This window comes from Rhizobium redzepovicii (genome assembly GCF_019793435.1).
Classification (GTDB): Bacteria; Pseudomonadota; Alphaproteobacteria; order Rhizobiales; family Rhizobiaceae; genus Rhizobium; species Rhizobium redzepovicii.
Genome location: NZ_JAILYH010000016.1, coordinates 87,758 through 101,327, shown reverse-complemented (window position 1 = coordinate 101,327; position 13,570 = coordinate 87,758). Strand labels below are relative to the sequence as shown.

General features: G+C 62.0%; 17 protein-coding genes. All 17 read left to right on the top strand.

Features of this window, described 5'->3' with window-relative positions:
* The first annotated feature begins 91 nt into the window (after nt 1–91).
* The 17 genes from urtB to ureG all read left to right on the top strand — a co-directional run bounded on the left by urtB (nt 92) and on the right by ureG (nt 13,564).
* Nucleotides 92–1,744, top strand: coding sequence for an urea ABC transporter permease subunit UrtB (gene urtB / locus K6N12_RS24315; protein WP_222148985.1), 1,653 nt, complete (start codon nt 92–94; stop codon nt 1,742–1,744).
* Nucleotides 1,741–2,904: an urea ABC transporter permease subunit UrtC gene (urtC, locus tag K6N12_RS24310; RefSeq protein WP_097629117.1), complete on the top strand. Its 1,164-nt coding sequence runs from the start codon at nt 1,741–1,743 to the stop codon at nt 2,902–2,904. The genes urtB and urtC overlap by 4 nt, the downstream gene beginning before the upstream one ends.
* Nucleotides 2,905–2,909: 5 nt before the next feature.
* The gene (urtD, locus tag K6N12_RS24305; RefSeq protein WP_097629198.1) at nt 2,910–3,665 is read left to right on the top strand and encodes an urea ABC transporter ATP-binding protein UrtD; all 756 of its coding nucleotides are present in this window, start codon (nt 2,910–2,912) and stop codon (nt 3,663–3,665) included.
* Nucleotides 3,666–3,741: 76 nt separating this feature from the next.
* Nucleotides 3,742–4,260, top strand: coding sequence for a hypothetical protein (locus tag K6N12_RS24300; protein ID WP_097629197.1), 519 nt, complete (start codon nt 3,742–3,744; stop codon nt 4,258–4,260).
* Nucleotides 4,261–4,278: 18 nt separating this feature from the next.
* Nucleotides 4,279–4,974 carry an urea ABC transporter ATP-binding subunit UrtE gene (gene urtE / locus K6N12_RS24295; protein ID WP_097629196.1) on the top strand — a complete coding sequence of 232 codons (696 nt, stop codon included), beginning with the start codon at nt 4,279–4,281 and terminating at the stop codon, nt 4,972–4,974.
* Nucleotides 4,975–5,122: 148 nt separating this feature from the next.
* Nucleotides 5,123–5,944: an urease accessory protein UreD gene (locus tag K6N12_RS24290; protein ID WP_097629116.1), complete on the top strand. Its 822-nt coding sequence runs from the start codon at nt 5,123–5,125 to the stop codon at nt 5,942–5,944.
* 20 nt (nt 5,945–5,964) lie between these two features.
* Nucleotides 5,965–6,267, top strand: a complete 303-nt coding sequence (locus K6N12_RS24285; protein ID WP_003561955.1) for an urease subunit gamma — start codon at nt 5,965–5,967, stop codon at nt 6,265–6,267.
* A 10-nt stretch (nt 6,268–6,277) separates the two neighbouring features.
* A complete protein-coding gene (locus K6N12_RS24280) occupies nt 6,278–6,529 on the top strand; it encodes a DUF1272 domain-containing protein (RefSeq protein ID WP_097629115.1) in 252 nt (83 codons plus the stop codon).
* Nucleotides 6,530–6,538: 9 nt separating this feature from the next.
* Nucleotides 6,539–6,844, top strand: coding sequence for an urease subunit beta (locus K6N12_RS24275; RefSeq protein ID WP_097629114.1), 306 nt, complete (start codon nt 6,539–6,541; stop codon nt 6,842–6,844).
* A 12-nt stretch (nt 6,845–6,856) separates the two neighbouring features.
* Nucleotides 6,857–7,264: a lysozyme inhibitor LprI family protein gene (locus K6N12_RS24270; RefSeq protein ID WP_097629113.1), complete on the top strand. Its 408-nt coding sequence runs from the start codon at nt 6,857–6,859 to the stop codon at nt 7,262–7,264.
* 1 nt (nt 7,265) lies between these two features.
* Nucleotides 7,266–7,904, top strand: coding sequence for a Urease operon accessory protein (locus tag K6N12_RS24265; RefSeq protein WP_097629112.1), 639 nt, complete (start codon nt 7,266–7,268; stop codon nt 7,902–7,904).
* A gap of 3 nt (nt 7,905–7,907) precedes the next feature.
* Nucleotides 7,908–9,620, top strand: a complete 1,713-nt coding sequence (gene ureC / locus K6N12_RS24260; protein WP_097629111.1) for an urease subunit alpha — start codon at nt 7,908–7,910, stop codon at nt 9,618–9,620.
* 33 nt (nt 9,621–9,653) lie between these two features.
* Entirely contained in the window at nt 9,654–10,325 is a 672-nt protein-coding gene (locus tag K6N12_RS24255; RefSeq protein WP_097629195.1) for a TIGR02117 family protein, read from the top strand.
* 331 nt (nt 10,326–10,656) lie between these two features.
* Nucleotides 10,657–11,520: a GGDEF domain-containing protein gene (locus K6N12_RS24250; protein ID WP_097629110.1), complete on the top strand. Its 864-nt coding sequence runs from the start codon at nt 10,657–10,659 to the stop codon at nt 11,518–11,520.
* Between the two features lie 84 nt (nt 11,521–11,604).
* Nucleotides 11,605–12,186: an urease accessory protein UreE gene (locus K6N12_RS24245; RefSeq protein ID WP_097629109.1), complete on the top strand. Its 582-nt coding sequence runs from the start codon at nt 11,605–11,607 to the stop codon at nt 12,184–12,186.
* Nucleotides 12,187–12,192: 6 nt separating this feature from the next.
* Nucleotides 12,193–12,864 (top strand): urease accessory protein UreF, encoded by a 672-nt coding sequence (locus K6N12_RS24240; RefSeq protein WP_097629108.1) that lies wholly within the window; start codon nt 12,193–12,195, stop codon nt 12,862–12,864.
* An 88-nt stretch (nt 12,865–12,952) separates the two neighbouring features.
* Nucleotides 12,953–13,564, top strand: a complete 612-nt coding sequence (gene ureG, locus K6N12_RS24235; RefSeq protein WP_097629107.1) for an urease accessory protein UreG — start codon at nt 12,953–12,955, stop codon at nt 13,562–13,564.
* The last annotated feature ends 6 nt before the right edge of the window (nt 13,565–13,570 follow it).

The window sequence follows — 13,570 nt, the reverse complement described above, 5'->3', positions numbered from 1 at the left end:
CCTGAAGACTTCCGTCCGGTTCAACACCGGGCGGAAGCTCCGTCCCAGCGATTGTGCCGCGAGGCCAACACTATCAAGGGCGAGAAAGCCGATGTATCGCGCCATAAAGATTTTCCTCATCACGCTCTGCCTGACATTCTCGGGCCTGACATTTATCGGCCTCGCGGTTCCCGGCCTGCCAACATCGAGCGAAGTTCGCGCCGAGGACGATATCCACGTGCTCATCGATGCGCTCGGCGTCGGCGATTTTCCGGAGCGCGAAGCGGCCATCAAGACGCTGGTCGCCTCCAAGGACCCGCATGTCGGTCAGATCCTGGAGCAGTTGAGCGAGGGCCTTCTCTACGTCAATTCCGACGGCGGCCCGGTGCTCCTCCAGGGCGGCACCGATGACGAACCGACCTATTCCGATCCAATCACCGGCGAAGCCGCTGCCGATGTCGACCCTGACATGATGATCAAGGTCAAGATCAACAATGCGCTTCGCGGCGTCATCGGCGCCGCCACCAGCCAGCTGACGCTGATGAGCCCGGACCGCTCGGCGCGGCTCGCCGCGGCACAGGGCCTGCTGAAAGATGCCGATCCCGCCAATCTCGACCTGCTGAACGCGGCGCTTGCGGCTGAAAAGGACGCCGAGATCAAGAGTACGATGGAAGCGGCGCGCGCAGTGCTGCTGCTGAAGACCGATGCGAGCGTCGAAGACAAGAAGGCTGCGATCGATACGATCGCGGCTCGCGGCAATCGTGATGCGCTGACCATCCTCACGACCACGCTCGAAACCGCGCCTGACGATTTGAAGCCGGCGATCCAGGCCAATATCAGCACCATCAATCGCAGCCTGGCGTTGTGGGATGTCGCCCAGAACGTCTGGTACGGCTTGTCGCTCGGCTCGGTGCTGCTGCTTGCGGCGATCGGCCTTGCCATCACCTTCGGCGTCATGGGCGTCATCAACATGGCACATGGCGAGATGGTGATGATCGGGGCCTATACGACCTATGTCGTGCAGGAATACATCACCTCGGCCTTCCCGGGCGTGGCGGATTATTCACTTGCCTTTGCCGTGCCCGCCGCCTTCGTCTTTACCGGCTTCGTCGGCCTGGTCATCGAGCGCGCCGTCATCCGCTATCTCTACGGCCGCCCGCTCGAAACGCTGCTCGCCACATGGGGCGTGTCGCTGATCCTGCAGCAGGCCGTGCGCAGCATCTTCGGCCCGACCAACCGCGAGGTCCGCAATCCAACCTGGATGTCCGGCGTCTTCGATCTCGGCGGGCTCTCGATCACCTGGAATCGACTGTGGATCATCGTCTTTTCGATGGTTGTCTTCGTGACGCTGCTCCTGCTGCTCAAGCGGTCAGCCTTCGGACTGCAGATGCGCGCCGTCACGCAGAACCGCCGCATGGCGTCCTCGATGGGCATCCGCACCGGCTGGGTCGATGCCTTCACCTTCGCTCTCGGTTCGGGCATCGCCGGTATCGCCGGCGTGGCGCTCAGCCAGATCGACAACGTCTCTCCGAACCTCGGCCAATCCTACATCATCGACAGCTTCATGGTCGTCGTCTTCGGCGGTGTCGGCAATCTCTGGGGCACGCTCGTCGGCGCGCTCTCGCTCGGCGTCGTCAACAAGTTCCTCGAGCCCTTCGCCGGTGCCGTGCTCGGCAAGATCCTGGTGCTCGTCCTCATCATTCTTTTCATCCAGAAGCGTCCGCGCGGGCTCTTCGCACTCAAAGGAAGGGCGGTGGAAGCATGATAACGGCCTTCCTTCTCCGGTCACTGGATCGCAAGATCGTCATTGCCATCGCGCTGCTGCTTCTGGTCGCCGCTCTCGTGCCGGTCCTCAACCTGATGACCGGGCCGACCAATCCGCTGCATGTGCCGACCTACATCATGTCGCTGTTCGGCAAGTATCTGACCTATGCGCTGCTGGCGCTGGCGCTCGATCTCGTCTGGGGCTTCTGCGGCATTCTCTCGCTCGGCCACGGCGCCTTCTTTGCGCTTGGCGGTTATGCGATGGGCATGTATCTGATGCGCCAGATCGGCACGCGCGGCAGCTACGGCGACCCCATCCTGCCCGATTTCATGGTGTTCCTGAATTGGAAGGATCTGCCCTGGTTCTGGTACGGCTTCAACCATTTCTGGTTTGCGGCGCTGATGGTGCTCGTCGTGCCCGGCCTGCTCGCCTTTGTCTTCGGCTGGTTCGCCTTCCGCTCACGCGTCAATGGCGTCTATCTCTCGATCATCACCCAGGCGATGACCTACGCGCTGCTGCTGGCTTTTTTCCGCAACGACATGGGCTTCGGCGGCAATAACGGCCTGACCGATTTCAAGGATATTATCGGCTTCAACGTCCAGGCTGACGGCACGCGTGCAGCCCTCTTTGCGGCAACCGCGGTCTTGCTGGCGCTGTCGCTGCTGCTTGCCTCAGCGATCGTGCGCTCGAAGTTCGGCAAGGTGCTGGTCGGGGTGCGCGATGCCGAAAGCCGCACGCGCTTCCTCGGTTACCGCGTCGAACACTTCAAGCTCTTCACTTTCGTCGTCTCGGCGATGATGGCGGGCATTGCCGGCGCGCTCTATGTGCCACAGGTCGGCATCATCAATCCCGGCGAATTCGCCCCCGCCAACTCGATCGAAGTGGTCATCTGGACGGCGGTCGGCGGGCGGGCGACGCTGATCGGACCGATCATCGGCGCGATCCTCGTCAACGGCGGCAAGACGATCTTCACCGGCCTCTTCCCGGAGTTCTGGCTGTTTGCGCTCGGTGGTCTTTTCGTCGCCGTCACGCTGTTTCTGCCGAAAGGTGTCGTCGGCACGATCGCTCAATATCTCGGCAGGCGGAAAGCCGTCTCCAAGGCTGCCCCACCGGTGGCGCAGGAAGACGTCATCGAACCGAAAATCCAGGCCGCGGAGTGAGCGCCATGATCCCCGACGTCAAACCCAACAGCGTGCTTTACCTCAACGGCGTCTCGGTTTCCTTCGACGGCTTCAAGGCGCTGAATTCGCTGTCGATCGTCATCGAGCCCGGTGAACTGCGCGCCATCATCGGCCCGAACGGGGCCGGCAAGACGACGATGATGGATATCATCACCGGCAAGACCAGGCCCGATGTGGGCGAGGTGTTTTTCAACGGCACGATCGACCTCACCAAAAAGGACGAGGCGGATATTGCCGAGCTCGGCATCGGCCGCAAATTCCAGAAGCCGACGGTCTTCGAAAGCCACACGGTATGGGACAATCTGGAACTGGCGCTGAACCGCCGCCGCGGCGTGTTCTCGACGCTGTTCTATCGCCTTTCGGGCGAGGACAAAGCACGCATCGAAGAGATCCTCGAAACGGTGCGGCTGACGCATCGGCGCGACGAATTCGCCGCCAACCTCTCGCATGGGCAGAAGCAATGGCTGGAGATCGGCATGCTGTTGGCGCAGGAGCCGAAGCTGCTGCTGGTCGACGAACCGGTTGCTGGCATGACAGATGCCGAAACGGCGGAAACGGCAATCCTGCTCAAGGACATCGCCCGGACCCGCTCGGTGGTCGTCGTCGAGCACGACATGGGCTTCATCCGCGACCTCGGCGTCAAGGTGACGTGCCTTGCGGAAGGCTCGGTGCTGGCTGAGGGATCGATCGATTTCGTCAGCTCGGATCCGAAGGTGATCGAGAACTATTTGGGCCGGTGATCCATGCAACTTAGAGGCTTGAACCTGACAAAAGAAAACGCTCTAAAACGGGCGGGGTTTTTTGTGGGGTTTCATCATGGCTTTTCTCGGTATTCTGGTCGCGGCGGTCAGCGGCGCGGTCATCTGGTATTGGCGTTTTAAGATGGTGCGTGAGGCGGGAAGCGAGATCATCGATTCCGTCGAGCGGATGCGGGGCGCCTATAAGCGTGGAAAATTGCGCAAGCAGGCGGAGGCAGCGCCGCTGGCCTCGATCGCCGATCCGGCGATTGCGGCAGTGGCCTTCTTCTTCTGCCTCGCCAAGGAGAAGCCGATGTATCTCGACGCTGCGAAGGATGTGGTCCGCAGCCGCATGAAAGGCATCATTCGGCCGGGCGATATGGAGGAGGTGCTGGTTTTCGCCGATTGGGCGTCCAAGAACGTCACCAGCCCCGAAGACCCGATCCGCCGGTTCCGGGATCTCTGGATGAAGGCGCTCGATATGCAAGAGCGTCAGCAGTTGATCGGCATTGCCGAGGACGTGGCCGTTGCCGGCGGCGAGAAAACGAAGGAACAGGAGTACGCCCTGCAGATGCTGAGGCGGACGCTGATGAACTGATGGGGAATGGGTGAACGGATGCTGACAGTCGACAACGCGAATCTGCATTATGGCGCGGCGCAGGCACTGCGCGGCATCTCCATCAAGGCGGAGATGGGCAAGATCACCTGCGTGCTGGGGCGCAACGGCGTCGGCAAGAGTTCGCTTCTGCGCGCCGTGACCGGCCAGCATCCGCTGTCGGCCGGCACCGTCACCTTCAACGATACCAGGCTGAACGGCCTGCCGCCCTTTGCCCGCGCCAAGCAGGGCATCGGCTATGTGCCGCAGGGGCGGGAGATTTTCCCGCTGCTGACGGTCAAGGAAAATCTCGAAACCGGCTTCGCCCCGCTCGGCCGTCGCGACCGGAATATCCCCGATGACATCTTCAGCCTCTTCCCGGTGCTGAAGTCGATGCTGTCGCGCCGCGGCGGCGATCTTTCCGGCGGCCAGCAGCAGCAGCTGGCGATCGGCCGCGCTATGGTGACGCGGCCTCGGATTCTCGTGCTCGACGAGCCGACCGAGGGCATTCAGCCGTCGATCATCAAGGATATCGGCCGGGCGATCCGTTATCTCCGCGATTCCACCGGCATGGCGATCCTGCTCGTCGAACAATATCTCGACTTCTGCCGGGAGCTTGCCGATTACGTCTACATCATGGACCGCGGCGAGATCGTCCATCAAGGCCTCGCCGAAACACTGGATACGCCGGAGGCCCGCCGTCATCTGACCGTCTGATCGGCAACTGCTGCATTTTTCGGCAGGTGGCGCAGCGCCTTTCAAATTTGCCGGGTCCGTTGCGGGTATCCTAGGACGGCATGGGAATTGCTTGCTTTCCGTCACCTGCGCAATCGAACGAACCGGTGGCGCGACCGAAAGGGACGTTATGATGATTGCGGCGGCAGGCACGCGACCGCAAAGAGCGGAAGGACGCGGGCATCTGGCGGCAAAGCTGCTCGACGGCCGCACGCGTCTGCGTGAGCTCTATCAGGAGGGCGCGGCGAAGATCCGCCTGCCCGATACCTTCGATGCCTCGATGGAAGCCGTCATCATTAACACCGCTGGTGGACTGACCGGCGGCGATCGGATGGATTGGAGCGTTGAGGCCGGAGCGGACACGCGCATCGACGTCACCACTCAGGCCTGCGAGAAGATCTACAAGGCATCGGCCGGCACAGCCGAGGTGACGACCAATATCAATGTCGGAGCCCAGGCCCGCGTCGACTGGCTGCCGCAGGAAACGATCCTCTTTGATCGTTCCGCACTTTTTCGCCGGCTGGATGTCGATCTCGACAAGAGCGCAGAATTTTTGGCCGTCGAGGCCATACTGCTCGGCCGCAAGGCGATGGGCGAGACGGTGACGACCGGGCTTTTCCGGGACCGCTGGCGCATCCGCCGCTCGGGTCGGCTGATCCATGCGGAAGAACTGAGGCTTTCCGAAGGGGTAGCCGCTCTGGCGGCGCGTCAGGCGGTGCTCGGCGGACAGGTGGCTTTTGCGACGCTGCTTTATGCCGGGCCGCTTGCGGAAGCCTATCTCGGCAAGGTGCGGCCGCTCGTCGAAGGCGCGATGGGCGGTGCGAGCGCCTGGGACGGCAAGCTCGTCGTCCGTCTTGCGGCAGCCGACGGCTTTTCGCTGAGAAAAATCCTGATCCCGGTCATTTCCGCCTTGCGCAATGGTGCGCCCGTGCCGAAAGTCTGGAATCTATGAGTTCAATAAGCAGGTAGAAGATGAACCTCACTCCGAGAGAAAAAGACAAGCTGCTGATATCGATGGCAGCGATGGTGGCCCGGCGGCGGCTGGAGCGCGGCGTCAAGCTGAACTACCCGGAAGCGATTGCGCTGATCAGCGACTTCGTCGTCGAAGGCGCCCGTGACGGTCGTCCGGTCGCTGAGCTGATGGAGGCCGGCGCTCATGTGATCGGCCGTGATCAGGTAATGGAGGGGATTGCCGAGATGATCCATGACGTGCAGGTGGAGGCGACCTTTCCGGACGGAACCAAGCTCGTTACCGTACACGAACCGATCCGGTAGGGAGACCGATATGCTCGAGCTCAGGCCCAATTGCGAATGCTGCGACAAGGATTTGCCGCCGGAGAGCGCGGAGGCACGGATCTGCACCTATGAATGCACCTTCTGCGCCGATTGCGTTGATCGCGTGCTGAAGGGCGTCTGCCCCAACTGCGGCGGCAATCTCGTCGCCAGACCCATCCGGCCGGCTGATAGGCTCGCCAAACATCCGGCGTCGACGAAGCGTGTGCTGAAGGCCGAGGGCTGCGCGCCCAGGGCTGCTTAAGGAGATAAGATGATACCGGGTGAGATCATTGCCGCAAGCGGCGACATCGAACTGAATGCCGGCGCACCGACGGTGACGATGGAGGTTTCCAACACCGGTGATCGGCCGGTGCAGGTCGGCAGCCACTATCATTTCGCCGAGACCAATGCCGGACTCTCCTTCGATCGGGCGGCGGCGCATGGCAAGCGACTGGATATTCCGGCGGGAACGGCGGTGCGCTTCGAGCCGGGACAGACGCGCTCGGTGACGCTGATCCCGCTTTCCGGCAAGCGCGAGGTCTATGGCTTCCGTCAGCTGGTGATGGGCAAGCTCTAACGGGAGGGATGCATGCGTTTGAACATCTGCCTCATCGGGGCGGCGATGCTGCTGATGGCTGGTAGCGTTTCCGCTCAGGATGTCGATTGCCAGAATCCCCAGACGCAATCCGATATGACCTCTTGCGAGGCGGCGCGCCACGAGACCGCTGACAAGGCTTTGAATGTGCAATACAAGAAGACCCGCGCCGCCTTGGCGGCGGTCGACAAGGATCTCGACGGCGACATGAAGGGCGCGGAGCAGGCGCTGGTCAAGGCGCAGCGCGCCTGGATCGATTATCGAGACGCCGAGTGCGACGCCTTCGGTTTCCAGGCCCGCGGCGGCACGATGGAGCCGATGCTGGTCGCCGGGTGCCTCGCCAACATCACCGACAAACGCACGAAAGAGCTGAAAGAGCTCGAAGACACGATGAGCAACTAAGGTGATCAGGAAAATCGTAATCGTCGGCAATGGCGAGGTCGCGGAGGCGGAAGCAGGCGTGATCGATGCCGCTGATTTCGTCGTCCGCTTTAACGATTGCCGTTCCTATGGGACCGGCGGTAGCAGGACGGACGCCGTCGCGGTGTGCAATACCGGCCGGCCCGCAAAGGCGATGCTCGGTTCCCTACAATGGCGCACCCATCCCGGCGTGGTTTCGGCCCGCGAAGTCTGGAGCGTGCGCGACCCGGAAAAATTCGCCGCGATGCGGGCGCCGCTTGCCGTCTCGCATCCTGATCTCGACGATTTCTGCGACGACTATACGGAGGCATTCGGCGCCTTCTGCACAGAGACTGGCAAGACGCACGTCGTCATCGACAAATCGATCCACGAGGTGGTCGATGCGGCGCTCTCGGCTTTCGCGCCGGCACCCTATGTCGTGCCGAGCAGCGGCATGATCGTTATTGCCGAAGTGCTGAGCAAATTTCCCGAAGCCGAGGTGATGTTGGCCGGCTTCGGTCACGTCGGCTGGGAGTGGCACCCGTTTGCGGCCGAACGACAGCTCGTCGATAGTTATATTGCCCTGGGCCGCCTCAAGCGGCTCGGCGGAAAAACGCTTGTCTCTTCCTCCTACGGAGCCTGATGGATGCCCTACAAGATCTCGCGCGCCGCCTATGCCGGCATGTTCGGACCGACCACCGGCGACAAAGTGCGCCTTGCCGATACGGAACTCTTCATCGAGATCGAAAAGGATTTCACCACCTATGGCGAAGAGGTGAAGTTCGGCGGCGGCAAGGTGATCCGCGACGGCATGGGCCAGAGTCAGGTGACGCGAGCGGACGGTGCGGTCGATACCGTCATCACCAATGCGGTGATCGTCGATCACTCCGGCATCTACAAGGCCGATATCGGGCTGAAGGACGGGCGCATCGTCGCCATCGGCAAGGCGGGCAATCCCGATATGCAGCCCGGCGTCAATATCATCGTCGGCCCGGGCACGGAGGCGATCGCCGCCGAAGGCAAGATCGTCACCGCTGGCGGCATGGACAGCCATATCCACTTCATCGCGCCGCAGCAGATCGAGGAAGCGCTGATGTCGGGCATGACCTGCATGCTCGGCGGTGGCACGGGACCGGCGCACGGCACGCTCGCCACCACCTGCACGCCCGGTCCCTGGCATCTCGCCCGGATGATCGAAGCGGCCGACGCCTTCCCGATGAACCTTGCCTTTGCCGGCAAGGGCAATGCCTCGCTGCCAGGGGCGCTGACCGAGATGGTGCTGGCCGGCGCCACCTCGCTGAAGCTGCATGAGGACTGGGGCACGACTCCAGGCGCCATCGACTGCTGCCTGTCGGTCGCCGACGAATATGACGTGCAGGTGATGATCCACACCGATACGCTGAACGAAAGCGGCTTCGTCGAGGATACGATCGGCGCCATCAAGGGCCGCACCATTCATGCCTTTCACACGGAAGGGGCGGGCGGTGGGCACGCGCCCGACATCATCAAGATCTGCGGCCAGCCGAACGTCATCCCGTCGTCCACCAATCCGACGCGGCCCTATACGGTCAACACCATCGCCGAGCATCTCGACATGCTGATGGTCTGCCATCACCTGTCGCCGTCGATCCCCGAGGATATCGCTTTCGCCGAAAGCCGCATCCGCAAGGAGACGATCGCTGCCGAAGACATATTGCATGATATCGGCGCCTTTTCGATCATTTCGTCCGACAGCCAGGCCATGGGCCGCGTCGGCGAGGTGGCGATCCGCACCTGGCAGACTGCCGACAAGATGAAGCGCCAGCGCGGCCGGCTGAAGGAGGAAAAGGGCAATAACGACAATTTCCGCGTCCGCCGCTATATCGCCAAATATACGATCAACCCTGCGATTGCCCATGGGCTCAGCCACGAGATCGGCTCTGTCGAAGTCGGCAAGCGCGCCGACCTTGTGCTGTGGAATCCGGCCTTCTTCGGCGTGAAGCCCGACATGGTGCTGCTCGGCGGCTCGATCGCGGCAGCATTGATGGGCGATCCGAATGCCTCGATCCCGACGCCGCAGCCGGTGCATTACCGGCCGATGTTCGCCTCCTACGGCCGGAGCCTCACCAATTCCTCCGTCACTTTCGTCAGTCAGGCCTCAGTCGATGCTGGCCTGAAGGGCCGGCTCGGCGTCGCCAAGCAACTTGTCGCGGTGAAGAATACGCGCGGCGGCATCTCCAAGGCGTCGATGATCCACAACGACCTGACGCCGGAAATCGAAGTCGATCCGGAGACCTACGAGGTCAGGGCGAACGGCGAGTTGCTCACATGTGAGCCGGCGACGGTGTTGCCGATGGCGCAGCGCTATTTCCTGTTTTAGGCCACACGGCCCTCTGTGCGACGGATGGCGCCGATGATAACAGGCATCCGCTGGCTGTTGCGGGCCGTGTTTCTGCTTGTGTTTCTGGCGGCCTGCGGGACCTTCGTTCCCCGGCCGCTGATTGCCACCGTCGAGGCGTCGTCTGCGGCGGCGACGCATCGGATTCTGCTGCTGTCCGGACCGATCCATACTGATATTGCCATTCCGCTCGACGAGGAGACGCGAGCTGCCTTTTCCTTTCTCGCCGAGACCGGTTTTCCGCTCGGCCATCCGGATGCGGAGTGGCTCATCGTCGGCTGGGGCGGCCGCGCCTTCTATCTGGAAACCCCGAGCTGGTCGGAGCTGAAGCCGCTGCCGGTGCTGGGGGCGCTGACGATCGACCGTTCGGTGTTGCATGTCGATCTTGCCGGTCGCATCGCTGAGCCGCAGCCGGCCGTTGCGGCGTTCGATATCGGCGACGATCAAATGGCGCGGCTGCGGAATTTCATCGCGGACAGCTTCGTTCGAAATGGGGGCGTGGTGGCGGGCATTCCGGATGCGGGTTACGGCGAGATCGACCGGTTCTTCGAGGCCAACGGATATTTCAACGCGCTCTTCGGCTGCAACACGTGGACGGCTGCCGCGCTCCGCTCGGCGGGACTTAGGACCGGCTTATGGAATCCGCTTCCACAATCATTGCGATTGTCTCTCGGTGTCTACAATTGAGCCAATCGCCAGGCGATCCCCTCTTTAAAGTGAATTGTGTATCATACTCTCCGATCGGTTGTAAAAATCGGTGGAAAAGCCGGTATTTTCCTCAGTTAGGCCATTCTGGAACAGCCCCATCTTCCTGGTTAATAAAGCTGTTTTAAATCAAACGGCTAACTGTCTCGTCGCCCTGTCCGATTCAGGGATTGGAGGGCTGCATCTCCTGCTAGAAAAAATCTGTCCACCGAAAGGTCCGAAACCGTTCGAATTTTAACGAGTCGATTAAGACACCCGCAGCAATTTGGCTCCTATCAATGCCTTGAAACGCCGGGCAGGAAGGTCGATTCTCATGAGAAACTGGATGTCGCTGCAGGCCGATTTCGGCAATTTCCAATATCGCGGGAACGTCTATGTCTTTGCATTGAAGATGAGCTTTCTGACAGTCCTTCTCTCCGGCATCATCATGGCAGTGACGATCCCGCCGCTCGATTTTCTCGGGCTGCTGCCGGTGACGCTTTCGAACGCGATCGGCTTCGGCGTCATTTTTTCCTGGCTTGTCGGCGGGACGGTTTCCGGCATGCTGTCGCTGGCCGCCGGTTTTGCCCTGCACGAACTGACGCTGTCGCGGGCGGAGTTCGAAAAGCTCAGCCGAACGGACACGCTTTCGGGACTTTTGAACCGGCGCGCTTTCACAGAGGCGCTCGAGTACACCGAAGGCGACGCCTCGCTTGTTATTTTCGATGTCGACCGCTTCAAGGCGATCAACGATCGCTTCGGCCATGGCTGCGGCGATGCCGTCATCACCGCGGTCTCGGCCATACTCATATCCGCCTTCGATGAAATGTCCGTCGTCGCAAGATTGGGCGGGGAGGAGTTCGGCATCATCATCTCCGGCAAGCCGCTGGAGGCGCGGATGGAACGCATCGAAGGTGTCCGGGCCCGGATCGCAAGCGGCGCCATCGCGGCCGAAGGGCACGATATCCGTATTACCGTTTCCGGCGGTGTTGCCGATCTCGCCGCCGGCCGCAACAAGCAGGCGGTCTATGCGTCGGCAGACCGCGCGCTCTATCTCGCCAAGGCGCTCGGGCGCAATCGCGTCGTACACGAGCGGGAAGGCCTGCATCATGCCTGGCACGGGCTCGCCGATAGTGGCCTCGAGGCCAAGGGCAGGGGAACCGAGAGCGACAACGTGATGCAGGCTTACGGAATATAAAAGCCCGAAGCGGGCACAAAGGCCATTGGTGCTTGCATCTGGAAAGGCTATTTTGCATGGTCGCCTCAGCAAAACGGACATATCATGCAGCGCGTTACCTCCTATCTTCCCGCCGGAACCCCGTCCTCCCATCCGATCGCCCAGGTCAAGCTGCCGCACGATCTGCGCCATCTGCGCCGCAAGCTGCTGCATCTGGAAAATGGCGAGATGGTCATGCTCGATCTCAAGGCCCCGGTGCTTTTCGCCAATGGCGACCTGCTGGTGCGCGACGACGGTGAACTGATCGAGATTCTCGCGGCCGATGAGAAGCTCTTCGAAATTCGCGGCCGCGATCGCACACATCTGGTCGAGCTTGCCTGGCATCTCGGCAACCGCCATCTCGCGGCGCAGATCGAGGAAGGCCGTATCGTCATCCTGCGCGACCACGTCATCCGCAGCATGCTGCAGGGGCTCGGCGCTACCGTCCTCGACATCGACGAACCCTTCCAGCCGGCGCGCGGCGCCTATCATTCCCATGACGCGCATTCGCGCGATCAAGGTCATGCGGCTCATGACCACGGGCATGAGCACAAAGATGATCACGGCCACGAGCATGTGCATGGGCCGGGATGTGATCACGACCATGACCACGATCACGGGCATCATCACGACCATAAACACGACTGAGGCTCGATGACTGGAGATTGTGAGCTGCAGGCATTGTTGCGCCTGACGGCATGGCTTTCGCCGGCCTTTCCGGTCGGCAGCTTTGCCTATTCGGGCGGGCTGGAGCGGGCGGTGGCCGACGGGCTGGTCACCGATGCCGCCTCGCTGGCGGCCTGGATCGGCACGCTGATCGGCCATGGCTCGGTTTGGAACGATGCGGTACTTTTGGCCGAAAGCCACAGGTGGCAGGAAGAGCCAGAGCGCCTTGCCGAGATCGCTGCGCTCGCGGAGGCGCTGGCCGGATCGCGCGAGCGCCATCAGGAAACTATGCTGCTCGGCGAGGCCTTCCTGGCGGCGGCACGCGCCTGGCCGGATGGTGTGTTCGAAAGGCTGCCTGACAAGGCGGCCTATCCCGTCGCGGTCGGGGCTGTCACCGGCGCGCACGGCATCGGGGCTGAGAAGGCGCTCGCCGTCTTCCTGCATGCCTATGCCTCGCAGGCGGTTTCCTCAGGCATCCGCCTCGGCGTCACCGGTCAGAAGGACGGTGTTGCCGTGCTCGCCGGTCTTGAAGAGAGCATCACCGAGGTCGCGCGGCGGGCAGCGGTCTCGTCGCTCGACGATCTCGGCTCGGCGACGGTGCAGGCCGATATTGCCGGCCTGCGGCATGAGACGCAGGCGACGCGGCTGTTCCGTTCGTGATGGCGTAAATTATCCGAGCATCTGCGTCATTTGACGGTGGCGTGTGGCCTCGGCGTCGCTATCATCGGGTTCGATTGGAGTAAGGCATATGAAATCAAGAAACGGACCTCTGCGGGTCGGCATCGGCGGACCGGTCGGTTCGGGCAAGACGGCGCTGACCGAAAAGCTCTGCAAGGCGATGCGCGACGACTATTCCGTCGCCGTTGTTACCAACGACATCTACACGACCGAGGATGCCGAGGCGCTGGTGCGCATGCAGGCACTGCCTTCGGACCGGATCGTCGGCGTCGAGACCGGCGGCTGCCCGCACACCGCCATTCGCGAGGATGCGACGATTAATCTTCAGGCGATCGCCGGCCTCAACCAGCGGATCCCGGATCTCGACGTGGTCTTCATCGAATCCGGCGGCGACAATCTGGCGGCGACCTTTTCGCCCGATCTTGCCGATATCACCATCTATGTCATCTCCGTCTGCCAGGGCGAGGAAATCCCGCGCAAGGGCGGGCCCGGCATCACCCGGTCGGACCTTCTCGTCATCAATAAGAAGGATCTGGCGCCCTATGTCGGTGCCGATCTCGAGGTAATGGACCGGGATGCGACGCGCATGCGCGCAAGCCGCCCCTTCGTCTTCTCCGACATGAAACGCGGTGACGGCGTTAGCTCGATCGTCAGTTTTATCAGGGAGCAGGGCGGGCTCTGACGAGAA